The 24,165-nt window shown below is 60.0% G+C and carries 25 protein-coding genes; 8 read left to right on the forward strand and 17 right to left on the reverse strand.

The features are described from left to right. Window positions 1-10: 10 nt before the first annotated feature. The 7 genes from proS to radA form a co-directional block, all read right to left on the reverse strand. The gene (gene proS, locus AC0V6X_RS05780) at window positions 11-1,555 is read right to left on the reverse strand and encodes a proline--tRNA ligase (RefSeq protein WP_486183637.1); all 1,545 of its coding nucleotides are present in this window, start codon (window positions 1,553-1,555) and stop codon (window positions 11-13) included. Window positions 1,556-1,594: 39 nt separating this feature from the next. After that, window positions 1,595-2,179: a polyhydroxyalkanoate synthesis repressor PhaR gene (gene phaR, locus AC0V6X_RS05785; RefSeq protein ID WP_486183638.1), complete on the reverse strand. Its 585-nt coding sequence runs from the start codon at window positions 2,177-2,179 to the stop codon at window positions 1,595-1,597. Between the two features lie 116 nt (window positions 2,180-2,295). Beyond that, window positions 2,296-3,336 carry an alanine racemase gene (gene alr / locus AC0V6X_RS05790; RefSeq protein ID WP_486183639.1) on the reverse strand — a complete coding sequence of 347 codons (1,041 nt, stop codon included), beginning with the start codon at window positions 3,334-3,336 and terminating at the stop codon, window positions 2,296-2,298. Further along, window positions 3,323-4,957, reverse strand: a complete 1,635-nt coding sequence (locus AC0V6X_RS05795; RefSeq protein WP_486183640.1) for an MFS transporter — start codon at window positions 4,955-4,957, stop codon at window positions 3,323-3,325. The genes alr and AC0V6X_RS05795 overlap by 14 nt, the downstream gene beginning before the upstream one ends. Before the next feature lie 63 nt (window positions 4,958-5,020). Further along, on the reverse strand, window positions 5,021-5,497 hold the full coding sequence (locus tag AC0V6X_RS05800) for an iron-sulfur cluster assembly scaffold protein (protein WP_486183641.1): 477 nt from the start codon (window positions 5,495-5,497) through the stop codon (window positions 5,021-5,023). Continuing rightward, on the reverse strand, window positions 5,463-5,996 hold the full coding sequence (locus AC0V6X_RS05805; RefSeq protein ID WP_486183642.1) for a CvpA family protein: 534 nt from the start codon (window positions 5,994-5,996) through the stop codon (window positions 5,463-5,465). The genes AC0V6X_RS05800 and AC0V6X_RS05805 overlap by 35 nt, the downstream gene beginning before the upstream one ends. 11 nt (window positions 5,997-6,007) lie before the next feature. Beyond that, window positions 6,008-7,375 carry a DNA repair protein RadA gene (gene radA, locus AC0V6X_RS05810; protein ID WP_486183643.1) on the reverse strand — a complete coding sequence of 456 codons (1,368 nt, stop codon included), beginning with the start codon at window positions 7,373-7,375 and terminating at the stop codon, window positions 6,008-6,010. Between the two features lie 73 nt (window positions 7,376-7,448). Here radA and AC0V6X_RS05815 point away from each other — a divergent pair, with 73 nt between their 5' ends. Next, a complete protein-coding gene (locus tag AC0V6X_RS05815; RefSeq protein ID WP_486183644.1) occupies window positions 7,449-9,809 on the forward strand; it encodes a patatin-like protein in 2,361 nt (786 codons plus the stop codon). A gap of 8 nt (window positions 9,810-9,817) precedes the next feature. Here the strand turns inward: AC0V6X_RS05815 and AC0V6X_RS05820 are convergent, their stop codons facing one another. The 3 genes from AC0V6X_RS05820 to dnaK all read right to left on the reverse strand — a co-directional run bounded on the left by AC0V6X_RS05820 (window position 9,818) and on the right by dnaK (window position 13,658). After that, window positions 9,818-10,438, reverse strand: coding sequence for a DUF6445 family protein (locus AC0V6X_RS05820; protein WP_486183645.1), 621 nt, complete (start codon window positions 10,436-10,438; stop codon window positions 9,818-9,820). Between the two features lie 50 nt (window positions 10,439-10,488). Further along, complete coding sequence (dnaJ, locus tag AC0V6X_RS05825) at window positions 10,489-11,646, reverse strand: molecular chaperone DnaJ (RefSeq protein ID WP_486183646.1); 1,158 nt, start codon at window positions 11,644-11,646, stop codon at window positions 10,489-10,491. Window positions 11,647-11,723: 77 nt separating this feature from the next. Continuing rightward, window positions 11,724-13,658, reverse strand: coding sequence for a molecular chaperone DnaK (gene dnaK, locus AC0V6X_RS05830; protein WP_486183647.1), 1,935 nt, complete (start codon window positions 13,656-13,658; stop codon window positions 11,724-11,726). 259 nt (window positions 13,659-13,917) lie between these two features. On the opposite strand from dnaK, the gene AC0V6X_RS05835 reads away from it, so the two are divergent. From AC0V6X_RS05835 to AC0V6X_RS05845, 3 genes are read left to right on the forward strand one after another with little or no spacing between them, the layout of a single operon-like run. Continuing rightward, a complete protein-coding gene (locus tag AC0V6X_RS05835) occupies window positions 13,918-14,355 on the forward strand; it encodes a copper chaperone PCu(A)C (RefSeq protein ID WP_486183648.1) in 438 nt (145 codons plus the stop codon). Between the two features lie 59 nt (window positions 14,356-14,414). Then, the gene (locus AC0V6X_RS05840; RefSeq protein ID WP_486183649.1) at window positions 14,415-14,885 is read left to right on the forward strand and encodes a vgr related protein; all 471 of its coding nucleotides are present in this window, start codon (window positions 14,415-14,417) and stop codon (window positions 14,883-14,885) included. Window positions 14,886-14,904: 19 nt separating this feature from the next. Then, window positions 14,905-15,459, forward strand: a complete 555-nt coding sequence (locus AC0V6X_RS05845; protein ID WP_486183650.1) for a hypothetical protein — start codon at window positions 14,905-14,907, stop codon at window positions 15,457-15,459. Between the two features lie 2 nt (window positions 15,460-15,461). Here the strand turns inward: AC0V6X_RS05845 and grpE are convergent, their stop codons facing one another. Continuing rightward, a complete protein-coding gene (gene grpE / locus AC0V6X_RS05850; protein ID WP_486183651.1) occupies window positions 15,462-16,061 on the reverse strand; it encodes a nucleotide exchange factor GrpE in 600 nt (199 codons plus the stop codon). 18 nt (window positions 16,062-16,079) lie between these two features. Continuing rightward, a complete protein-coding gene (hrcA, locus tag AC0V6X_RS05855) occupies window positions 16,080-17,120 on the reverse strand; it encodes a heat-inducible transcriptional repressor HrcA (protein WP_486183652.1) in 1,041 nt (346 codons plus the stop codon). A 103-nt stretch (window positions 17,121-17,223) separates the two neighbouring features. On the opposite strand from hrcA, the gene rph reads away from it, so the two are divergent. Both rph and rdgB read left to right on the forward strand, forming a co-directional pair. Then, window positions 17,224-17,937: a ribonuclease PH gene (rph, locus tag AC0V6X_RS05860; RefSeq protein WP_486183653.1), complete on the forward strand. Its 714-nt coding sequence runs from the start codon at window positions 17,224-17,226 to the stop codon at window positions 17,935-17,937. Then, a complete protein-coding gene (gene rdgB, locus AC0V6X_RS05865) occupies window positions 17,934-18,569 on the forward strand; it encodes an RdgB/HAM1 family non-canonical purine NTP pyrophosphatase (protein ID WP_486183654.1) in 636 nt (211 codons plus the stop codon). The genes rph and rdgB overlap by 4 nt, the downstream gene beginning before the upstream one ends. A 6-nt stretch (window positions 18,570-18,575) precedes the next feature. Here the strand turns inward: rdgB and AC0V6X_RS05870 are convergent, their stop codons facing one another. Then, window positions 18,576-19,124: a CAP domain-containing protein gene (locus tag AC0V6X_RS05870; protein WP_486183655.1), complete on the reverse strand. Its 549-nt coding sequence runs from the start codon at window positions 19,122-19,124 to the stop codon at window positions 18,576-18,578. 48 nt (window positions 19,125-19,172) lie between these two features. Here AC0V6X_RS05870 and hemW point away from each other — a divergent pair, with 48 nt between their 5' ends. After that, the gene (hemW, locus tag AC0V6X_RS05875) at window positions 19,173-20,324 is read left to right on the forward strand and encodes a radical SAM family heme chaperone HemW (protein WP_486183656.1); all 1,152 of its coding nucleotides are present in this window, start codon (window positions 19,173-19,175) and stop codon (window positions 20,322-20,324) included. Beyond that, the gene (locus AC0V6X_RS05880; RefSeq protein WP_486183657.1) at window positions 20,321-21,232 is read left to right on the forward strand and encodes a tyrosine recombinase XerC; all 912 of its coding nucleotides are present in this window, start codon (window positions 20,321-20,323) and stop codon (window positions 21,230-21,232) included. Before hemW ends, AC0V6X_RS05880 begins: the two co-directional genes overlap by 4 nt. A gap of 7 nt (window positions 21,233-21,239) precedes the next feature. Here the strand turns inward: AC0V6X_RS05880 and AC0V6X_RS05885 are convergent, their stop codons facing one another. The 4 genes from AC0V6X_RS05885 to rsmI are packed head-to-tail and all read right to left on the reverse strand — an operon-like array spanning window position 21,240 to window position 24,129. Next, on the reverse strand, window positions 21,240-21,926 hold the full coding sequence (locus AC0V6X_RS05885) for a GNAT family N-acetyltransferase (RefSeq protein ID WP_486183658.1): 687 nt from the start codon (window positions 21,924-21,926) through the stop codon (window positions 21,240-21,242). Then, window positions 21,923-22,885, reverse strand: a complete 963-nt coding sequence (gshB, locus tag AC0V6X_RS05890) for a glutathione synthase (RefSeq protein ID WP_486183659.1) — start codon at window positions 22,883-22,885, stop codon at window positions 21,923-21,925. The genes AC0V6X_RS05885 and gshB overlap by 4 nt, the downstream gene beginning before the upstream one ends. Window positions 22,886-22,897: 12 nt before the next feature. After that, window positions 22,898-23,272 (reverse strand): YraN family protein, encoded by a 375-nt coding sequence (locus tag AC0V6X_RS05895; protein ID WP_486183660.1) that lies wholly within the window; start codon window positions 23,270-23,272, stop codon window positions 22,898-22,900. After that, window positions 23,269-24,129 (reverse strand): 16S rRNA (cytidine(1402)-2'-O)-methyltransferase, encoded by an 861-nt coding sequence (gene rsmI / locus AC0V6X_RS05900; protein ID WP_486183661.1) that lies wholly within the window; start codon window positions 24,127-24,129, stop codon window positions 23,269-23,271. The genes AC0V6X_RS05895 and rsmI overlap by 4 nt, the downstream gene beginning before the upstream one ends. Window positions 24,130-24,165 lie beyond the last annotated feature (36 nt).

Consider the following 24,165-nt stretch of genomic DNA (forward strand, 5'->3'; position numbering starts at 1 on the left):
TCTTCGCCGCCTAGTAGGCGCGTGCCACCAGAATACGCTCTACCGCCGGATCGCCGGTGAAGACACAGGTTCCACTCGCAGCTTCGCTATCCTTGGGCACATTGCGAATGGTCAGTTTTTCTGCCTTCAGCTTCTCAACCACCGCCTCCAAGGCCGCGCCCGTGGGCTTAGACCACTCAACCTCGACCCAGCCCGGATATTTGCCGCCCTTGCGGAAGTGGTTAACCGCGTCGTGCCAGTCGGTGATGCCGCGCGTGATATTTGCGTCGCGGCGGGTCGCCGCTTCGGTGAAGAGGCTGGTCTGAATGTCTTCGAGAAGTGCAGCGGCACCAGCGGCAAACTCATCACGCGGCGTGAAGGCCATGGCAGGCTTGCCATTGTCCATGTTCCACAAAGCATCGCGGCGCAGGACAGCGACCTTGCCGCCCTCCATATCGCGCGGGCCGACCTCCACGATGACCGGAGCCCCTTTCCGCACCCAGGCCCAGCGTTTGGCCGCCGCCTTGCCCGGTGTTTTGTCTAGTAGGACGCGGATCGGTTCGCCCATTGCGGATTGGCTAGCGAGCGATGCACGCACCTCTTCGCAATAGGCAAGCACGGCTTCATCCTCCGGCTTCTCGCGCAGCATGGGCAAGATGATGATCTGATGCGGAGCGATACGCGGCGGCACTCGCAGGCCGTCGTCGTCGCCATGAGTCATAACGACACCGCCAATCAGCCGGGTTGAGACACCCCAACTGGTCGTATGGCAGAGCTGCTGCGTGCCCTCGCTATCCTGATAGTGAATGCCCGCCGCATGCGCGAAATTGGTGCCGAGATAATGCGAGGTGCCCGCCTGCAGAGCCTTCCCATCCTGCATCATTGCTTCGATCGACCAGGTCTCATCCGCGCCGGGGAAACGTTCATTCTCGGGCTTCTCGCCTGCGATCACAGGCAGCGCTAAGTCCTCTTCCGCACAGGCGCGATACATTTCGAGCGCACGGTGCGTTTCCTCAAGCGCTTCGTCACGGGTCGCGTGCGCAGTATGGCCTTCCTGCCAGAGGAACTCGCTGGTGCGTAGGAACATCCGTGTGCGCATTTCCCAGCGGACAACGTTAGCCCATTGGTTGAGCATCAACGGAAGATCGCGCCAGCTTTGCACCCAGCGCGCCATCGCATCGCCAATGATGGTCTCGGAAGTCGGGCGAACAACCAGTGGCTCTTCGAGCTTGGCCTCTGGATCGGGGATCAGACCGCCCTTCCCATCCGCAATCAGCCTGTGATGCGTGACGACAGCCATTTCCTTGGCAAAGCCTTCGACGTGATCAGCTTCCCGTTCGAAATTGGCGAGCGGAATGAAGATCGGGAAATAGGCGTTCTGGATGCCCGCCGCCTTGATCCGGTCATCCATCAGGCGCTGCACGCGCTCCCAGATGCCGTAGCCCCACGGCTTAATCACCATGCAGCCGCGCACTCCGGATTCCTCGGCCAAGTCAGCCGCGGAGATCACTTCCTGATACCATTTGGCGAAGTCGTCTTCGCGCTTCACATTGAGCGCGTGCCTGATGTTAGCCACTCGATTTCCTGCTTGTCTGTTTGCCGGAGCGGAGTGGGCTTATTTGCCCAGCTCGTCCAGCTTCTTTTGCATCGCAGCCATCTGCTCACGCAGAGCCGCCAGTTCGGCGTCGGAGCTGTCATTGGCTGGCATGTCTGGCTTCGTCGCCTTGCCTTTTCCCGAAACACCCGGGATCAAAGTCTCAGCCGCTGCGCGCATCATCGCCATGTTCGTTTCGTGAATGGCAGAGAGTGGATTGTTGGCCAGACCCTTCTCAAATGCCTCACGTATCTTCGACTGGTTTTCGCGAAAATTCGTCATACTCGCTTCGAGGTATGACGGCATCATCGCCTGCATCGAATTGCCATACATGCTGATCAGTTGGCGCAGGAAGCTGACCGGCAACATCTGCCCGCCATTGGCTTCTTCGTCCATGATGATCTGGGTCAGGATCGAATGGGTTATATCCTCCCCACTCTTCGCATCGAAGACCGCAAAATCAATGTTCTCACGCACCATCCTGGCGAGGTCTTCCAGCGTGATGTAACTGGATGAAGCCGTGTTGTAGAGACGCCGGTTGGCGTATTTCTTGATGATGATGGTGTCGCCCGATCCTTCAGGCGTTTCTGCTGCTTTGCGTGCCATGTACCTTGACCCCAATACGCGTTTTTACCGACCGTGCTCCATCACTTAGCACCCGCACAATGTGCAGCGCAACAAGAGCGCAGCAATTTGTTTGCAAGCGCGAGAAGCGCGCAGCATTAGCCGCGCATTCTGTGGCCAAGCACAGTCAGCAATTCATATTGAGAAACAGAGCTTTGCTGCGCAGCATGCGGCAGATCAAAGGGCACGTCCAGCCAGTCACCCTCGCGCAGATTCTCTGCCCCTGACAGGTCAACCACCACCATGTCCATCGACACTTTGCCAAGGAGTGGCAGCGCAACCTCTCCTGCCATGAAAGCAGTGCCTTTGCCACGCGCCCGCAAAAAACCGTCTGCATAGCCAAGCGAGACTGTGGCCACTTTCATATCACGCGGTGCGGTGAATTCGCCATTATAGCCAACTGCATCACCGGCACCGATCTGGCGCGTTTGGATGATCGCGGCTTGAAGCTGAGCGACCTTCTGAATTCTGCCGGCAAACTCACCGCGCGGCACGCCGCCATACAGCGCAAGGCCCGGCCGCGTCATGTCGAAGGCGTAGTCTGATCCCAGCGCAATGCCAGCGCTGTTGGCAAGGCTGGCTCTCTTGTGAGCAATACGTGGCAGGCAGGCAGTGAATGCGCTGAGCTGACGCTGGTTCATATCGCTGTCTTCATCGGCGGATGCCAAGTGGCTCATCAACACATCCACGTCGAGCGCTTGGATGGCCGGATCGCCTACCTCGCCCGGAGCAATGCCAAGGCGATTGATCCCAGTGTCGATCATCAGGTGGCATGGCCCCCCGCCCGTCTCGCCCCAGAGCCGCGCCTGCACAAGCGAGTTGATCACCGGCACGCAGCCCATCGCACGTGCATAGTCACAATCGGCCTGCGTCATTGGCCCGTGGAGCACCGCGATCTGATTGGCAGGGACATGCTGAGCCACTGCAGCAACCTCGCTCCAATGCGCGACGAAGAATTTCTCCGCCCCCGCATCGCGCAAGGTTGGCACGCATTCGTCTACGCCCAGTCCATAGCAATTCGCCTTGACTGCCGCGCCAGCCACAGCCCTCTCCCCCGACATCGCATCGAGCATGCGCCAATTGGCGGCAAGCGCGGCGGTATCGACGGTTAGGCGAAGCGACGGCTCAGGTGGATTCATCTTCGAAATCCGTCGGTGGACCACTCTTCAAGCCCCACCATGCGACCAATGTGGCAATCAGGACGAAGCCCCAAGTGTACCAAAGGCCTGCATAGAGATCCCCGGTGCTTGCCACGATGAAGGCGGCAATAAGAGGCAGAAAGCCCCCGAAATACCCTGCACCAAAGTGGTAAGGGATCGACATTGAGGAGTAACGAATCTTGGCCGGGAACATCTCGGTCAATAGCGCTGCGACGGAGCCGTAATTGGCCGCTGACAATCCGCCCAGCACGACCAGCAATGCGACTATCCCAATCATCGCGCCCACGCTTGGCACGCCTTCTGAGAAGTCATAACCGTTGCTGGTCAGGAAGGCTTCGAGTTGGCCCGTCCGCGCCGCGCCATCATCCCACTGATAGCTCTCTAGGTCGAGCTGCGCCTCGCCAACACTCAGAGCCGTCTGCTCACCTGCTTCGACGGTGTAGGAGATGCCAATATCGGTCAGATCCTGCATCAAGCGGCCGCAATTGCTCGTCTGCTCATCGGCAAAAGGATCGTAGTCGCATTGCGGACCGGCGATCGTCACTGGGGAGCTTTGCTGCGCCTCTTGCAGGCCCGGATTGGCGAGCGAACCGAGCGCCCAGAACAGAGGGAAGAGCAAAACCAGCGTCGCGATATTGCCCATCAGGATCGGTTTCCTGCGGCCGACTTTGTCGGACCATTTGCCAACAACGATGTACAGCCCAAGCGCGATGAAACCGGCGATCCCGATCAGAATCTCAGCGGTCACATCCTCCATCCGCATCGGCCCTTTCAGGAACGAAAGCGAATAGAAGAACGCCGTATACCAGATCACTGTCAGACCCGCCGCGACACCGAACAGAGCGACAAAAATGCGCTTCTTGTTGCCCGGATAGGTGAAGCTTTCCACGAAGGGGTTCTTGGCAGTCTCGCCGGCTTCTTTCATCGCTTTGAAAACCGGGCTCTCCGACAGCATCAAGCGCATCCACAAGGAGATGATCAGCAAGACGATCGAGAGCAAGAACGGCACACGCCAGCCCCACTCAGCAAAGTCATCTGCTGGGATCAGCGCACGGCACGCCAACACGACCACGATCGAAAGGACAAAGCCGCCCGCCACACTCGCCTGGATATAACTGGTGTAATAGCCGCGCATATTGGGTGGAGAATGTTCAGCGACATAGATCGCCGCCCCGCCATACTCTCCGCCAAGTGCGAGCCCTTGAAGAATGCGGAAGGCGATAATTATGATCGGTGCGGCAATCCCGATCGTCTCGGCTGAGGGGATCATACCCACACCCGCGGTCGCGATGCCCATCAGTGTGACGGTGACCAGGAACGTATATTTGCGCCCCAGTTTGTCGCCTAGATAGCCGAAAAGGATTGCACCTATTGGTCGAAAGCCAAATCCGACCGCGAAGGTCGCCCAGAAATAGAGCAGGCTTAGCGTTTCATTGCCCGACGGGAAGAATACGGGGCTCAGTAAGCTGGCAAGCGTTCCGTAGATGAAGAAATCGTACCACTCGAAAATGGTGCCCGCAGAGGAGGCCCCGACGACGAGCCGGATTTCCTTCTTTGTCGGTTCGCGATCTGCAAGCGCAGCTGCTTCTGTTCCTGACATATGTCCCCGTTCAAATGTCCTGTGGCCCGCTATCACCAGGCCGATGTCGGCAAGGGTTTAGCCTTAGCTTTGCGGAGAAGAAAGCGCGCTGTGCATAGCCTTCCACGGCAGCAAGAGTGCACCGTGGCGTCCAGCATGGGGCAAAGCAGGCTCAAGAGCATCAAAGCCAGGCCAATCCGGCAGATCTTGCTCACCACTGAGCCACGCTTTGACAGCTTCGAGCATGGTGGTGAAATCCTGTGCCGATTTGCCAGACGCAGCCTTGGCTATCACCGCCGCAGAGCTTTGCCCAACTGCACAAGCGGTGACTTGCATCCCGAGCCGCATGACGCCGCCAGATGCATCGACGCTCAAGCCCAATTCAATCACACTCCCACATGTTCGCGAGCGTTCTTCGGCGGTATGAGTAAAACTGCCCGTCAGGGGAAAATCTGCAAGCTCAGCAGAAAGCGCGAGCAAGCGCGGAGTATAGAGCTTGGAGGAAGATGCGGCCTGATCGGTCACGCTATGGCGCTTCAGCAGCAGCCGCTTCTTCTTCACCCAAGACGCGCGCGCGGCGTTCAGCGATCATCTCGACAAGTTCACGAGAGAAGGCGTCAGCTGCCGGATAGGTGCGGCCTTGCTTGATCCAGTCAGGACGGCCTTCATATCCCCAGACCGTGTCAAAGCCGAGCGCTAAGAGCGAAAAGGCAAAGACAACGATCAAAGCGCCTTTCACTGCACCAAAGCCAAAGCCCAGCACTCGGTCGATCGGACCGAGGATAGAGTTGCGCGAAGCTTCGCCAACATTGCCCGCGATCAGCTTCATCGCGGCATAGGGTATCAGCAGCAGCAGTGCGAAGGAAAGGATCGCTGTCGCAGGGTCCGCATCGTAATATTCGCGCAAAACGTCGGTCATGTCGGAATGGAGGTAATAGACCGAGCAGGCCGCAAGGATCCAAGCCGCCAAGCTCAGCACCTCTTGCACTAGGCCCCGCATGAAGCCGCCAACCGCCGCCACCGCGACGATAATCAGCACGATAATATCAAAAAGAGTCATCCCGACTGCAATTATGAGCTGCCCATCACCTGGTCAACGAGGTTCGCAAGTTGTTTCAGACCTCGATATTCCAGCGTCGACGAACCGGTCTTGGCATCCGACGGGCCGTAGCCTCGACTGAATCCGAGCTTGGCCGCTTCGCGCAAACGCAGCTCGCTATGAGCCACGCGGCGGATTTCGCCTGCGAGAGAGACCTCTCCGAACCAAGCGCTTTTGTCCGGCAACGCTTTGTCGGCGAGCGCGGATACAAGCGCAGCTGCGACGGCCAGGTCTGCTCCGGGATCGGACAGGCGATATCCCCCGGCAATGTTGAGATAGACCTCGCATGAGGAGAAATTGAGCCCGCAACGCGATTCCAGCACTGCCAGCAGCATTGCAAGTCGGCCATTGTCCCAGCCCACCACCGCACGGCGCGGCGTTGCCCCGGATTGCAGCTTCACGATCAACGCTTGGATCTCGACCAGCACAGGTCGCGTGCCCTCCAGCGCCGGAAACACCGCGCTGCCAGCAAGCGGCTGATCCCGGCCAGAGAGGAACAGCATGGAAGGGTTTGAAACCTCCTCAAGTCCCTCGCTTACCATAGAGAACACGCCGATCTCATCCACCGCGCCAAAGCGGTTCTTGAGCGCACGTAGGATGCGATATTGGTGGCTGCGCTCACCCTCAAAGCTCATCACCACGTCGACCATGTGCTCAAGCACACGCGGGCCGGCGATGTTGCCGTCCTTCGTTACATGCCCGACCAGAACCAGCGCCGTGCCTGTTGCTTTGGCAAAGCGGATCAGTTCCAGAGCACACCCGCGCACCTGGCTGACTGTACCCGGAGCGCCCTCAATCGTGTCGGAGTGCATCGTTTGGATCGAATCGATCACCAGCAAAGCAGGCGGGTCGCCCTGCCCCAACGTGGTCAAAATATCGCGCACCGACGTTTCTGACGCCAATCGGATCGGAGCATCGGATACGCCCAGTCGCTGAGCGCGAAGTCGGACCTGCCCCGCCGCTTCCTCTCCCGAGACGTAGACGACATCATTGCCGCCGCGCGCGATCGTTGCGGCGGTCTGTAGCAGCAAGGTCGACTTGCCGATCCCCGGATCGCCGCCCATCAAGATTGCAGAGCCAGGAACAATTCCTCCGCCCAGGGCACGGTCAAACTCAGCTAGCCCTGTGCTCTTGCGCGTTGGCAGCTCCGCCGGGCGATTGAGAGGAACGAACTCGATCCCCCTGCCCCCGCTCGACAAATCATGCTTTTGTGAGAAAACGGTCGCAGGGACATCTTCGGTGAGCGTGTTCCACTCACCGCAATCCCCGCATTGCCCCTGCCAACGCGGGCTCACTGACCCGCAATTGGCGCAAACATATCGCTTTTTCGGCTTTGCCATGGTGCAATCTTTAACCAGAACATTTGCAGAACGCAATTGCCAAATGGAACTATCCACGTCATCAGGCTGACCTATGCGGCAAAAGGAACTTCGCCTCGCTCTGGTTTGCTATGGCGGTGTCAGTCTCGCCGTGTACATGCACGGGGTCACCAAGGAGGTGTGGCACCTCTCTCGCGCAAGCCGCGCCTATCACGGCAGAGATGGTGAACACGCGCCTGATTGCGCTCCGCCAAAAGGGGTCGCAGGGGTCTATTACGATCTGCTGAGCCAGATTGAGGCAGAGCATAAGCTGCGCCTGCGGGTCCTGCCCGACATCCTTACTGGAGCGAGCGCTGGCGGGATAAACGCGGTGTTTTTGGCGCAGGCGGTGCATTCGGGGCACTCGCTGGAGCCGCTCACTGACCTGTGGCTTCTGAACGCCGATGTCAGCGAACTGACCGATCCTGACGCCGAGCCAATGTGGCGCTATGCCAAGTTCTGGGCGCAGCCGATTGCAAACTGGTTTCTCAATCGCCCCGGAAACGCCGTCAACAAAAGCGTCGCGCCGGAAACCCGTGATGAGGTTCGCAACAAAGTCTCCCGCCTGGTGCGCGGGCGCTGGTTCGAGCCGCCATTTTCGGGCGAGCGATTCTCAGCAATGCTCTACGAGGCGCTGGATTCGATGGCCAAGGGTACGCCCGGACCGCCGCTTCTCCCGCCTGATCATCCGATTGACTTGTTCGTCACAGCTACCGACTTCCGCGGCCATGCAGAATTGCTGCGTCTGAATTCCCCTCCCATTGTGGAGGAGACCGAGCACCGCATGCCCATCGCCTTTCGCGCCAAGGCGGTTGAGGAACAGGGCGCACAGCTCGCCCATCCGATGGAGCTGGTGCTGGCAGCACGGGCAACCGCAAGCTTCCCCGGGGCCTTCCCTCCCCTAACACTTGCGGAGATTGACAATCTCGCCGCGCGTGAAGGGCAGATGTGGGACAGCCGGGGTGCGTTCCTAGCGCGCACGATGCCGATGCATATGCGTGGTGGGACGGTCGACAATGTCGCTCTGATCGATGGGTCTGTGCTGGTGAACAAGCCATTTGGCGCAGCCTTGGAGGCAATGGCCGGGCGCTCTTCCCAGCGTGAGGTCGACCGTCGCTTCGTCTATATCGAACCGCGCCCGGATCGCCGCTCTGAAAGCGAAGAGGATTTGGCGCGGCCCGTCGGTTGGTTCGGCGCGATCTTTGGCTCGCTTTCCACCATCCCGCGCGAACAGCCGATCCGCGACGACCTTGAGCGTATTGAGCAGCAGTCGCGCGATGCGCAGCGCCTGCGCCGGATTGTTATGGGTCTGCGCGCAGAGATCGACCGAGCGGTTGAGAAGTTGTTCGGGCTGACCTTTTTCATGGACAGCCCCACGCCCAAACGCCTTGCCAGTTGGCGTGCCAAGGCTCAGCAAGCGGCAGCGGAGAATGCTGGCTATGCCTTTGGGGCCTATGCCCAGACCAAATTCAGCGCGATTGTGGAGCGGCTCGCCCAGCTCACCTATGCCGCAGCGCCCGAGTTGGCCTCCGAATCCGGAGCGCCTGACAGCGATCCAATTGCTTCGGTTTTCCGCAAGGAGCTGGCGCAGCGCGGCCTTGAACAACTGACCGAGCCAAGCGGAGGAGCGACACCCGACGCTATCCGCTTCTTTCGCGCGCATGACATTGGCTTTCGCACGCGGCGTTTGGCGCTGCTGGCGCGGAGGTTATCGCGCGATTGGGAGGTTGATCCCGATATTCCCGACGATGCTCTCGATGTCGCGCGCGGCAAGATCTATGACATCCTCGCGCTTTATCGCCGGGCGGATGATAATGCGGTTCTGGCCGAAGGTTTGGGCAGCGAGTTTCATGCGCTTGCCAAGGATGTGTTCAACCATCCCGGAGCGGTGCTCGATCATCTGGAAACCAAGCGACTACTGCCCGCAACCGACCTTGAAGCGGAGCAAATGTTTGCCGAGGCTTTGCAAGAGATGCCCAAGGAATTGCGGCGGCGGATGCTGCTGACCTATCTGGGCTTTCCCTTCTACGACGTGGCAACCCTGCCGCTGCTGCAAAGCGAGGGGCTGGACGAATACAATCCGGTCAAGATCGACCGCATCTCGCCCGATGACGCACGCTCCATCCGCGAAGGGGGCACACGCGCGACGCTCAAGGGTATTGAGTTCTACAATTTCGGTGCCTTCTTCAGCCGTGCTTACCGCGAGAACGACTATCTGTGGGGTCGCCTGCACGGGGCCGAGCGGATGGTCGATTTGGTGGCCTCAACCGTCGAAGGCGGATTGCCGTCAGAGATGGTGCGCAATGCCAAGCGCTCGGCCTTTCTCGCTATCCTGGAAGAAGAGCGTGAGGCGGGGCGGTGCCGCAGCCATCTGATTGATCAGATCGAGCTTGAGGTCTGCGAGCGGATGGGTTGACCCCCCCCTCAAGTCACGCGCCCGAAGAATAGGAGCATCACTAGTCGCGCATCCTCTGGCGTCTTCCCGAAACCGGGGGCCGCATTGTGAAACTGCCACGGCGAGAACAGCAGCAGCCGGTTGAACTTGGCTGGCACGCGCATGGTGCGCTCCCATTTGCCAGGCGAAGTCGTATCGGCGTTCACCACCCCTTCGATCAGCGCATTGATGTCCGAATAGCCCGCTGCGGTCATGCTTGCGGCGTCTTGAGGGAGAGCCTCCAACCCTGTTCGCTTGTGCCGAAAAAAGTCGGTTCCTCCGGCAATCGGCTTGGCGCAATCCTCAGGCCGCGAGAGGTAGAGGATGCCGGAATAAAAGGCCGGATCGATATGAACCCCGCTGCGGCCCTTATCGGCTCTTCGGGTTAAACGGCAGTGGCCGTGCTGCGTGCCAGGAGCAGCGGCCACTTCAACGCCAAGGGTCTTTGAGACACTCGCATTGAGTGCATCGGTGTTCAGTGGTGTCGAGGAGTTTAGGCCAGGAAAATTCCCGTGCTGCTTTGCCGGATCATACTCCAGATTCAGCGCCGCCCGCCGAGCCGCCCATGGGTCTTTCAGGAAATCGTCGATGATCGTGATGGACGGCAGCATAATGCAGCGCGTTTTATGAGCTTGCGGCGTGATAGCAAGGTGCAGCTAAACTACGCTCCAAAAGCATCCTTCAACTTGCTGAAGAAGCTGCGGCTTTCAGGGCATTCATCACCGGTTTCGGTTTCACGGAACTCTTCGAGGATTTCCTTCTGCTTACGGCTGAGCTTGGTCGGGGTCTCGACCTTGATCTCGACCACGAGGTCCCCTCGTCCGCGTCCCTGCAACACCGGCATGCCGGCACCGCGCACGCGCAATTGCTTGCCCGACTGGATCCCGACCGGGATGTCGATCGTATTGGTCGAACCGTCCAAGTCAGGAATATCGACCGTCCCGCCGAGCGCTGCCGTCGTGAAGCTCACCGGAACGCGGGTCGCCAGTGTCGTGCCCTCACGCTCAAACAAAGCGTGCTGTTTGACGTGAACGAAAATGTAGAGATCACCCGGAGGCGCGCCGCGCTGGCCTGCCTCGCCTTTTCCAGACAGGCGAATGCGCGTGCCGGTGTCGACACCGGGAGGAATATCAACGCTGAGCGCTTGCGCACGGTCCACGCGGCCCTCTCCCCGGCAATCGCCGCAAGGATCTTCAAGGATAACGCCGCGTCCGCCGCAGGAAGGGCATGGACGTTCGACAACGAACATGCCCTGCTTGGCGCGCACCGTCCCTTGGCCATGGCACATATTGCAAGTGCGCTCGCCCGTTCCCGGAGTGGCACCGGAGCCATCGCAGGTGTCGCAGGACTGGCTGACTTCGATCTCGATCTCTTTGGTCGTGCCATGAAAAGCCTCGTCCAGAGTGACTTGCATGTCATAGCGCAAATCCGCGCCGCGCCGAACCTGCTGTTGGCGAGGTCCGCCGCGAGCACCGCCGCCAAAGGCGCTGCCAAAGATGCTTTCGAAAATGTCGCCGATGTCGGCAAAGCCGTCCTGACCTTGCCCGCCAAAGCCGCCATGACCGCCGCCGCCACCATTCATCCCTTGGGTGAAAGCCTCGTGGCCAAAACGGTCATAGGCCGCGCGCTTTTGCGGGTCTTTGAGGACTTCGTAAGCCTCATTCGCGGCTTTGAATTTCGCCTCTGCCTCAGCATCGCCCGGATTGCGGTCCGGGTGCCACTTCATCGCCTGTTTGCGATAGGCAGATTTGAGCGCGGACGCCTCAACATCGCGGGACACGCCCAGCGTCTGGTAATAGTCGGAACCGGTGGTTGCCATCGATCTAGCTCCCCCAAAGACCGCTCACCTCCGCGCGCTTAGAGCGCGGGAGGTGAGTGTCTTTGCGCATCAGGACATCAGTCCTTTTTGCCGTCTTCGTCGACTTCGGAGAATTCAGCTTCGACGACATCTTCGTCTTCGCTGTCCTCTGCGGGAGCGTCTTCGCCAGCGTCACCTTCGGCACCGCCAGCTTCCTGTTCCTGCTTGTAGATCTGCTCGCCCATCTTCATCGCAGCTTGGGTCAGTTCCTGAGCGGCGGTGTTGATTGCTTCCGCATCGTCGCCTTCAAGCGCGGTCTTGGTCGCGGCAATCGCCTCCTCGACAGCAGTCTTGGTTTCAGCGTCGATCTTGTCGGCGTTTTCTTCCAGCTGCTTCTCGGTTGCATGGACGAGGCTGTCGGCCTGGTTGCGGGCTTCGGCACCTTCGCGGCGCTTCTTGTCCTCTTCGGCAAACTTCTCAGCATCCTGAACCATCTGGTCGATATCAGCATCGCTGAGACCGCCCGAGGCTTGGATCTTGATCGTCTGCTCTTTGCCGGTGCCCTTGTCCTTAGCCGCCACGGAGACAATGCCGTTGGCGTCGATGTCGAAGGTCACTTCGATCTGCGGAACACCGCGCGGTGCGGGCGGGATGCCGACAAGGTCAAAGTTGCCGAGCAGCTTGTTGTCAGCCGCCATTTCGCGCTCACCTTGGAAGACCTTGATCGTCACAGCGTTCTGATTGTCTTCGGCGGTCGAGTAGGTCTGCGTCTTCTTCGTCGGGATCGTCGTGTTGCGATCGATCATGCGGGTGAAGACACCGCCCAGCGTCTCGATACCGAGCGAAAGCGGCGTCACGTCAAGCAGCAGAACGTCCTTGACGTCGCCCTGCAGAACGCCCGCCTGAATGGCAGCGCCCATCGCGACGACTTCATCCGGGTTCACACCGGTGTGCGGTTTGGCTTCGAAGAACTTCTCAACGACTTCGCGCACCTTCGGCATGCGGGTCATGCCGCCAACGAGAATAACCTCGTCGATCTCGTCCTTCGAAACACCAGCGTCCTTGAGCGCCTTCTTGCAAGGGTCGAGCGTGCGATTGATGAGGTCGCCAACCAGCTTTTCGAGGTCCGAACGGCTGATTGTCTCCACGAGGTGCAGCGGAGTTGATGCGCCGCCTTCCATACGCGCGGTGATGAACGGGAGGTTCACTTCGGTCGTGGCCGAGCTCGACAGTTCGATCTTCGCCTTTTCAGCGGCTTCTTTAAGGCGTTGCAGCGCAAGCTTGTCCGCCTTCAGGTCCATGTTTTCCTTCTTCTGGAAGGCATCAGCCAGGTGCTCGACAATCGCGTTGTCGAAGTCTTCACCGCCAAGGAACGTGTCGCCGTTCGTGGACTTCACTTCGAACACACCGTCACCGATTTCAAGGATCGAGACGTCGAACGTACCACCGCCAAGGTCGTAGACAGCGATGGTCTTGCCGTCTTCCTTGTCCATACCATAGGCGAGCGCTGCTGCGGTTGGCTCGTTGATGATGCGCAGAACTTCCAGACCGGCGATCTCGCCCGCATCCTTGGTCGCCTGACGTTGAGCATCGTTGAAGTAGGCAGGAACGGTCACAACCGCCTGCGTCACGGTCTCGCCAAGATAGCTCTCAGCGGTTTCCTTCATCTTTTGCAGGATGAAGGCGGAAATCTGCGAGGGCGAGTAATCTTCACCGCCTGCTTCGACCCATGCATCGCCGTTCTTGCCCTTGACGATGTCATAGGGAACGATGTCCATGTCCTTCTTGGTGGTTGGATCGTCGAAGCGGCGTCCGATCAAACGCTTGATAGCGAACAGAGTGTTGTCGGGGTTGGTAACGGCCTGACGCTTTGCCGGCTGGCCGATCAGGCGTTCACTATCCTTCGTGAAAGCAACGATCGAGGGCGTTGTGCGCGCACCTTCAGAGTTTTCAATAACCTTTGGCTTTCCGCCATCCATGACAGCGACGCAGCTGTTGGTCGTGCCGAGGTCAATTCCGATTACTTTACCCATGTTTTTCCCATCTTCTGACGTTCGTTGGACACCTGCCTTGGCACCTCCCGTACAGTGGCGAGGCGGCTCGGCGGCTCGTTATGAGGCGCATATAGGTGCGGTTTCGCTTGGCACAAGAACCGTGCTGCCCTAGAAATTTGCCTATCCACAAAGTGGGACGTTTTTTCAGAAAGAGAAGAGAATGAGTTCAATGCACAGGGGAACAAACTTTCGCGCGCTAGCAAAGCGTGCTGGCGCAGGCGCACTTTTGGGTGCCGCCATGACGCTTTCTGCCTGCGGTGGAGATGCCGCTCCAGAAGCAACCGCAGTCGAAGGCGTGATTGAAGGGGTCTCGATTGAGAATGCCCGCATCGTTCTCGCCCCGGTCGAAGGCAATCCCGCGGCGCTCTATTTTGACCTAAAGAATGAAGGCACGCGCTCCTTCTCGATTGACCGGTTCGATGTAGTGGGCTCTGAAAGCACGATGCTGCATCAGTTCATGGAGTATGATTTCAAGGTGCAGATGATGGAGACAACTTCCGTCCCTGTACGCGCAGGCGATACGGTCGAGTTTAAGCCGGGCGATCTGCATGTCATGGTGATGGAGCCCTCCGCTGACTTGGCAGCCGGTGGCAGCACCGATGTCACGATGAAGATTTCCGGCGGCGACACGCATGAATTCACCGCTGAGATCCGCGCTGCCGGGGAAGAGCGCTGAGCGAAGCGGTTGTAGCTGAGGAAGAGGCCCCCGCCCCGCTCGGGTGTCCGGCAGGCGGGGTGCGGCCTTTAACTCCGGGAGAAGTTGATCTTGCCCGGACCATCTTTGGCGACGCGATTGACTACAGCGAAGTCACGATCCAGCGGCGCAAATGGTTTCCCTTCCAGCCCAAGCGCGTGACGATGGCTCCGCGCGGGCACATTCACTTCCACCCCGCGGGCAATGTCTATTGCGATGATTTTGCTAGCGCGCCTCTGGTACGCCAAGGCCTCTTCATCCACGAGATGACCCATGTCTGGCAGACCCAGACCCATGGCAGCTGGTATCTTGTCCTCAACCGCCACCCCTTTTGCCGATACGATTACAGTCTGAAACCAGGCTGGTCGCTTGGCCGATATGGCATCGAGCAACAGGCCGAGATCGTGAAACACGCCTTCTGGCTGCGCCACGGGGCGAAGGTGGCCGGGGTTGCTGACCGGACAGCGTATGAAGTGCTGGTGCGGTTTCCGGGGGCGACTTTGCCGGCTTGAATGGACAAGGATTGAAAAGTTGAAACACAAACTCTTGGCAGCTTGCCTGCTTGCCATCGGCGTGACCGCCACCACTCAGGCGCAAGACAGTGTCACCGAACCGCATTTCGGCACGATCACTCTAAGCGCGAACTTTCCTGAGGACCCAACCACTGTTGCTGTGCTGGCGGGCGGGGTCATGAACGCGAGTGAAATCTCCGATGTCTGCTCGGGCTATATCGGCGTGTCTCCCGATGTGCGGCTCGAATTCAGCGCTAACGAACTGCCTGATGCCTTGCCCTTGTATATTTCGGCTTTCTCAGAGGATGACACCGTCCTCGTAATCAGCGCACCGGACGGCAAGTGGTATTGCAACGACGACGGTCCCGAGGGCTTCAACCCAACCATAGTGTTTGGGCCAGCGCAGAGCGGCACCTACGACATATGGGTCGGCTCGTATGACGAGGACCAATATGCTGACGCTGTTTTGGCCGTCTCGGAGCTTGGAGTAGACGCCCAGCAGGCCCTCACCGCAGCCGAGAGTGACGCCATCGCAGAAAGCGGGATCGATATGCCCGCAGACGTTCAGCCGTAAAGCTACTCCGGCTTCTTCGCCACACCCACCATTGCTGGTCGCAGCAGACGGTCCTTGATCATCCAGCCTGACTGCATTTCCTGCACAATCGTGCCGGGTTCTGCATCGTCAGAGGGGATTTCGATCATCGCCTGATGCTGGTTGGGGTCGAGCGGCAGGCCCATGGCCGCGACGCGCTCAACGCCGTGCTGCTTGAAGACCTTCTCAAGCTCGCGCTGGGTCGCCTCGATACCAAAGACCAAACCCTTCATGCTCTCATCTTCACGCAAGCTTTCGGGGATCGCATCAACCGCGCGGGAGAGGTTGTCCCATACCGACAGAATGTCGCGGGCAAAGCCTGTTGCCGCATAGTTGCGCGCATCCTGCATGTCTTTCTCGAGCCGGCGGCGCACATTCTGCGTTTCGGCCTGAGCGTAGAGCACATCCTGCTTGGACTTTTCGAGGTCGTTGCGAAGGTTCTCCAGCGCTTCAGTCATGGCCGCATCGCCGCTGTCTTCGGTGTCATCAGAATCGTCCAGAAATTCCTCCGGAACGCCCTTCAGCTCCTCTGCCACTGCCTCATCTTTTGCCGCATCGCCCTGCGGCTTGTCGTTGTCGATCATGTCTTTTGAATACCCAGTTTAAGCTATCAGCTTGCCCAGTGAACGGGCTGTAAGGTCAACCATGGGGACCACCCGCGCGTAATTCAAGCGTGTGGGGCCAATCACACCCAAAACGCCAACAACACGCCCCTCCATATCGCGGTAGGGGGATGCGATCACGGAGGAGCCGGAGAGGCCGAACAGCCGGTTCTCCGCCCCGATGAAGATGCGCGTGGCCTCAGCTTCCTTGGCGCTTTCGAGCAAGCCCGCGACCGATTGCTTGTCCTCCAGGTCATCGAGCAAGCTGCGCACCCGTTCAATATCCCCCAAGGCTGCTTCATCGAGCAGATTGGCCGCCCCGCGCACGATCAGAACGGGACGCTGGTTCGCATCCTCGCTCCACACCGCAAGACCGCGCTCCACCAGATCGCGGCTGGCTTCGTCGAGCTGGGTTTGGCCACTCGCAATCTGCTCACGCATCACTTGGGCTGCCTCTGCCAGGGTGCGCCCGGCGAGGTTTGCGGTGATGTAATTGCTGACCGCTTCAAGCGATCCGGGGGCGGAGGTGTCGAGCTCAACCACGCGGTTTTCGACCCCACCATCCTCTCCGACTAGCACGGCTAGCGCCCTGCCCTGTCCAAGGCTGACAAGGCTGAATTGGGCGAGCCGTTGCTCGCGCGTCGGAACCATCACCATGCCCGCAGCGCCCGAGAGTTCGGATAGCAGCATGCTGGTCTGTTGCAGCGCCTGCTCCACCGGCCCACTCTCGGCAAGCCGCGCCTCGATCTGAGCGCGTTCTTCCGCCGTCGGCTCTGCCATGCGCATCATGCCATCGACGAAAATCCTGAGCCCAGCGTCGGTCGGCATCCGCCCTGCACTGGTATGGGGAGCCGCAAGCAGGCCAAGCTGCTCGAGTTCGGCCAACACACTGCGGATCGAGGCCGGCGAGAGGTTGACCGCCGCGTCACTCGACAAAGTCTTGGAGCCAACCGGCTGCCCACTGTCGATATAACTCTCCACCACACGCTGAAAGATATCGCGCGCACGGTCTGTCAGTTCAGAGATGGGCGGAGAAGTCATGCCCCCCAATTAAGCTGCGCAACGCCGTTCGCCAAGCCTTGCTACTCCCCCCGTTCCCCGCCAAACCGCCTCAGCAATCGAATCAAGCAACAGGACAGACCAAATGCGCCCTTCAGGACGTAGCGCGGATGAAATGCGCGCTATCACAATCGAGACCGGATACACCAAGCACGCAGAGGGCTCCTGCCTCATCAGCTTTGGCGAAACCAAGGTCCTTTGCACGGCCTCCGTCGAAGAACGCATTCCGCCATGGCTGCGTGGTAAGGGCGAAGGATGGGTCACGGGCGAATACTCGATGCTCCCGCGCGCGACGCATACTCGCGGATCGCGCGAGGCAGCACGCGGCAAACAGTCGGGGCGGACGCAGGAAATTCAGCGGCTTATCGGGCGTTCTTTGCGTGCGGTAGTCGATTTGGAAAAGCTGGGAGAGCGTCAGATCACGCTCGACTGCGATGTTATTCAAGCCGACGGAGGCACGCGCACCGCATCGATCTCTGGCGCATGGGTCGCTTTGCGGCTGGCGGTGAATGGTCTGATGGCATCGGGCGCGATCAAGGATGATCCGATCACTGGCCAAGTCGCGGCCATCTCCTGCGGAATTTACCAAGGCACGCCAGTGCTCGATCTCGACTACCCCGAGGACTCCAACGCAGAGGCCGACGCCAATTTCGTCCTGATCGACGGTGGGCAAATCGCGGAGGTTCAGGCGACCGCTGAGGGCGCGACCTATGACGAAGAAGGCCTATTGCGCCTCCTGCGCCTCGCCAACATCGGCTGCGACGCGATCTTCAAAGCGCAGTTGGACGCGGTGAAGTGACCCGCAAACTCGGCGGAGGATCACTGGTCATTGCGACCCATAATGATGGCAAGCTTAAAGAGATTTCGGCGTTGCTTGATCCCTATGGCCTAAAGTGCATCTCCGCCGGTTCGCTTGGCCTGCCCGAGCCGCCTGAAACCGGCACGACTTTTGCCCAGAACGCCCTCATCAAAGCGCGCGCTGCAGCGGAGGCGTCGGGATTGGCGGCCCTTGCCGATGACAGCGGGCTGAGCGTCGATGCGCTGGGAGGTCGTCCGGGCGTCTACACCGCCGACTGGGCGGAGCGGCAGCACTTTGAGGGCGCGCCGGGCCGCGACTGGTACATGGCGATGGGCAAGGTCGAAGGAATGCTGCAACAGCTTGGCCCTGAAACCGACCGCAGCGCCGCCTTCCACTGCGTTCTTGCGCTCGCATGGCCGGATGGAGAACACGCTGTTTACGAAGGGCGATGCCCCGGCGCTTTGACATGGCCTCCGCGGGGGGAAATGGGCTTTGGTTACGACCCCGTCTTTGTCCCTTCGGCCCGCTCAGGTGAGGAAACCTTTGCCGAGATCGACCCTGCCGAAAAGCACGCTATCAGCCACCGCGCCGATGCCTTCGCCAAGCTGGTCGCGGATCAGTTCGGCGCTTGATTGGGACTAGGGGCGCGGGTTCGAACGCTCGCCCGGAGCAATCCTGCGGCCCATCACATTGCCCGATGGATAATATCGGCAAACGAGGAAGTCATAGCGCTGCCCCCGCGACACTGCGCAGCCTACCTCGCGCGTCTCGGCCCATACGATCTGCGTGTAATGCCCGACATCCGACCAATTGCCTGTGCGCGAGACATTGGGAAAGCGCCCGGGCGCAAAATACTGCTTCTCTGAGGCCAGATGCGCGATCATCTGCTCGGATCGGAAATAGCCCGCCGTGCCCATCCACAGATTCTCGCCTGTGCCGTTACGCTGCTCATAAGAGGAGTGGCGCATAATTCCGTCGCTGGCGAGCGTGTCGGCCCACTGCTTGGCCTCGCGCTCAAGATCACCCGACCAGCGCAGGGGCGCAACCCCAAACTCCGCGCGTTCGGCATTGTGCGCGATCAGCCAGACTTGCTCGCGCGTTTGCGCATTGGCGTGCGGGAGAGCGTGGAGGCTCAACCCCACACTCAATAGCGCCAAAACGCCTGCAATTGTCGCACGGATGCTCATGGCGTAGAGCCTTGGCCGGAACCATTTAAGAAAGTTTGAAACCAACCCTTGGCCCGCGCCCTCTACATCCACTGGCCCTTCTGCGCGAAGAAATGCCCCTATTGCGACTTCAACTCGCATGTGAGGGAGAGCGTGGACGTGGCCGCATGGGAGGCGGCGCTCTTGGCCGATATGCGCGCGGAAGCCGCGGAAGCTGGCGGTGAGACGCTCACCTCGATCTTCTTCGGCGGCGGCACGCCCTCATTGATGCCCCCTGCGCTCGTTGCGAAGTTGCTGGCTGAGGCAGAAAAGCTTTGGGGCTTTGACCCGCAGATCGAGATCACGCTTGAGGCCAATCCCTCGTCAGTCGAAGCGGCCAACTTCGCCGATCTGGCAGGCGCGGGAGTCAACCGTGTCTCGCTCGGCGTGCAATCGCTGGAAGATGAGACTTTGCGTTGGCTTGGACGGCTGCATGGGGCGGAGGAAGCCCTTGCTGCACTCGATACGGCGCAAAAGCATTTCGAGCGAGTGAGCTTCGACCTCATCTATGCCCTCCCCGATCAGACGACGGAGCAGTGGCGCGAGCAGCTCTCCCGCGCGCTGAGCTTTGGTACCTCCCACCTCTCACTCTATCAGCTGACAATTGAGCCCAGCACTCGGTTTGAAACTGATGTGCGGCTGGGGCGCTTTACTCCGCTCGATGACGATGCGGCGGCGGAGCTTTACGAGGTGACCCGGGAGCTAACATCGGCAGCGGGCCTCCCCGCCTACGAGATCAGTAACCATGCGCGCGCAGGTGAAGAGAGCCGCCACAACCTCACCTATTGGCGCTATCAGGACTATTCCGGGATTGGACCGGGCGCGCATGGACGGCGCGGTGGGTTCGCGACGGTACGACACAAAAAGCCAGAGAACTTCTTAAAGGCGGTGACGGAACGCGGCCATGGCATCTCCGAGCAGCGATCCTTGAGCGCAAACGAACAAGCTTCCGAAGCCCTGCTGATGGGCCTTCGCCTGACCGAGGGACTGGACCTTGCGGCCTTCGAGGCCCGTTTCCACCGTTCGCGCTGGTCAATGGTCAGCGAAAGCGCCCTCGCGACCTATCAGGAGCTCGGCTTCGTCTGGCGCGATGGCGACCGCATCGGGGTTGAGCCCAAGGGCATGCCGGTGCTCAACACATTAATCGAAGTGCTGGTCAAGGATGAGCTGGTCCAGGCATGAGCGCGCTCCAAGATCACGCCGAAATCCTCGAACAATGGCGCTCGCACCTCAAAGATGCGCGTCGGCGTTCAGAGCATACCGTGCGCGCCTATGTCAGCGCCGCGCAGCGACTGATCCATTCCCGAAATCTCTCCGATTGGGAGGCGATTGCTGCGCTCGAGGCGTACGACCTGCGCGCGCACCTCGCAAGCCGCCGCGCTGAGGGTCTCGCCAACACCAGCGCGGCACGCGAGCTATCGGCATTGAAGGCCTTCATCGCCTATGCCCGTTCGGAAAGCGGCGATCCTGATCCGTCCGCGCCGAGGGTACGGGGGCCTAGGCTCAAGAAAGGCCTCCCCCGCCCCGTCACGCCAGACGACGCAGTGAACATCGCTGACCTTGTCGATGGCACCGCAACCGAGGACTGGATTGGCGCGAGGGACAGGGCCGTGCTGTTGCTGATGTACGGAAGCGGTCTGCGGATTGCGGAGGCCTTGTCATTGAAAGGCAGCGATGTGCCTTTGGGAGAGACGCTCCAAGTCACCGGCAAAGGCGGCAAGCAGCGGCTAGTCCCGATCCTACCCATCACAAGCGAGGCGGTCGCGGAGTATGTCGACGCCTGCCCCTATCCGCTGCCCGCCGAGGAAGCCCTGTTCCGAGGCGCCAAGGGAGGCGCGCTCTCCCAAGGCATGGTGCAAAAGGCCATGGCGAAGGCTCGGCGCGCGCTGGGCCTGCCCGACACCGCTACGCCGCATGCTCTGAGGCATTCCTTCGCAACGCATTTGCTGGGAGCAGGAGCGGATTTGCGCAGCTTGCAGGAGCTGCTGGGCCACGCGTCGCTAGGCTCAACGCAGATCTACACGAAGGTCGACGCGGCTAGCTTGCTTGAGACTTATCGCGGGGCACATCCTAGGGCGGGGAAAAAGTAGGGGCGGTTTATCTGCCCGCTCGCAGCGGCCCCGTCAGTTCTTTGAGTGAAATGCTCTGCTGACCCTTCGCATCAAAGTTCGCACTATCAAGCCACTCAACATAAGCAGGCCGCAAGCCCTTCCAATCCGCATCCGTTATGGCGAACCATGCTGTATCACGGCTGCGCCCTTTCACGATCATATCGTTACGAAAAATGCCCTCAAAGGCAAAGCCGAGGCGCTGAGCTGCGCGCTTCGAGGCGATGTTCAGATTATCACACTTCCACTCGTAGCGGCGGTAACCCAAAGTGCTGAAGAGGTAGTCTCCGAGCAGGAAAACCGCCTCTGTGGCAGCCCGAGTTCGTTGCAATTGCTTGCCAAAAACGACACAGCCGATTTCCGCACTGCCATGTTCAGGGCGGATCCGCAACAGGCTGACGGTCCCCACTACCTCGTCTGAGGCCAACTCCCGCAGCGCGAAGCTGTACCAACCAACATTCTCGGCAGCGGCTTCTAGGATGCTGAAGAGCACTGCGCTGTTGGAAGGCGCCTCAAACGGGATATATTCCCACAAATCTTCATTCGCGGGGCCGCATAGATGCTTGTCGAAGCCCTCAGCATGGGCTGATGGGTCTACCTTCTCAAGCTGCACAAATCGCCCTGTCAGGATGGTAGCGTCGGGAGCCTGCTTGGGCTCCAGAGATGCAGCACTCACTTGAGCCTAGCCTCAATCGCGTCCCAGATCATCCCCGGCAAATCGGACCCGTCATACTCCGAGATGGCAACAATTCCGGTGGGTGAGGTCACGTTGATCTCGGTGAGATACTTCCCGCCGATCACGTCGATGCCCACGAAGGTCAGGCCAAGGCGCTTCAGCTCCGGGCCCATCGCCTCGCAGATTTCGACCTCGCGCTCGGTTAGCTTTGTGGGTTCGGCTGTGCCTCCCATGGCGAGGTTGCTTCGGAACTCGCCCTCGCCCGGAATGCGGTTGATTGCACCGGCTATCTCGCCGTCGATCAGGACGATGCGTTTGTCGCCGGTGGCCACTTCGGGGAGGAAGGGTTGGACCATGTGCGGCTCGGGCCAGGTCTGGTTGAAGACCTCGAACAGAGCGGTCAGATTGTCGCCATCGGCGGGGACGCGGAAGATCGCTTTGCCGCCATTGCCGTGGATCGGTTTGACGACGACCGCGCCGTGTTCCGCCATAAAGCGGCGCACTTCGTCAACCGAGCGCGTCACCAGCGTAGGCGGCATGAAGCGACGATAGTCGAGCACCATCACTTTCTCCGGCGCATTGCGGACATTGGCGGGGTCGTTGACCACGAGGGTCTCGTCCTTGATCCGCTCTAGCAAATGTGTCGCCGTGATGTAGCCCATGTGGAAGGGCGGGTCCTGCCGCATCAGGATGACGTCGATATCCTTGCCAAGATCGAGCCGCTGCGCCTCCCCCTTCTCGAAATGGTCGCCCTGCACCTTGCGGACTTTCACGGGAAAGCACTCCGCAAAAAGCCGGTCATCGGCATCCAGCGTCAGGCTTTCAACGTGATACTCGAACACTTCATAGCCGCGTTCCTGCGCGGACAGCATAAGCGCGAAGGAACTGTCGCCCTTGATGTTGATGCTCTCGATAGGGTCCATCTGGACGGCGATGCGCAGTGGTTTTTTGGGTGTCATTGCGAGAAGTTCCTAAGGCATCCAGGCATTTTCGATGTGGCGTGGTCTCTTGCCGGGCGCAAGCAGGATGACATCGATGCGGATGTCATCGTTGGGTTCGGTGTATTCATGCGCGACCGCCTCCACTGCTGCTGCGACCCGCCCCAAGCGGCGCTCATCAATTGCGGTGTCGAGGTCGCTGGCACGCTTTCGCCACTTTACCTCGATGAATGCAACCAAGCCCTTCTTTCGGGCGATCAAGTCGATCTCTCCGAGCTTGGTCTTGACCCGTTCGGCGAGCACTTCGAAGCCCTGCTGCATGAGGTATTGTGCGGCCTGCGCCTCAGCCTCGCGGCCCTTCCGGTCGGCGAGTTGTCTTTGTTCAGAGGGGCGCTTGCCCTCGCTCATCCCTCAGCTCGCAATTCCACCGCGCGGGTGTAGAGCGTCTGGCGATCGAGGCCGGTTGCTTTGGCGACTTGGCCCGCCGCTTTGCTGACGCTCATCTCGGTAAGAGCCTCGCGCAAGAGCGCATCGGGATCGGCGTCGCATGTGCTCTCAACCGGAGGACCGACAAGCAGGACGATTTCGCCTTTAGGTGGGTGATCGGAATAATACTCGATCAGCTCAGCCGAAGTGCCGCTACGACATTCCTCATGCAGCTTGGTGAGTTCACGGGCAACAGCGACGGTCCGATCGGGCCAAACCTGCGCCATCGCCTCCAGCGAGCGGACCAATCGCGGACCGGTCTCGTAAAAGATCAGCGTGGTCTCGACCCCGCCCAACTCGTCAAGAACCCCAGCCCTCGCCTTGTCCTTCACCGGCAGGAAGCCTGCGAACAGGAAGCGGTCGTTGGGCAGACCCGAAATGCTCAGGCCCGCAATCGCCGCGCAGGCTCCGGGTAGAGCGGTGACCTCGACCCCCGATGCGCGCGCATCCTTGACCAACCGATAGCCCGGATCAGACACCAAAGGCGTGCCCGCATCGCTGACCAGAGCCACTGCCTCGCCCTTCGCTCGCTCGATCAACCGCTCGCGAACCTCGGTCGAGGCATGGTCATCATAACGCTGCATCCGCGTTGCAATACCATGCGCTTTCAGCAGTTTTCCGGTCACCCGCGTGTCTTCGCAGGCGATCACCGCCGCCCGGCGCAACACGTCGATGGCACGGAGCGTTATATCGCCAAGATTGCCAATCGGCGTCGCGACAATATAGAGACCCGGATCAAGAGGATCGAATGAAGCTGATTCAGGGGAGCCGGTGTCCATATACCGTTCCGTCTAGAACCAGCGCAGAGGGGTCGG

It is taken from the genome of Erythrobacter sp. S267, assembly GCF_057365045.1.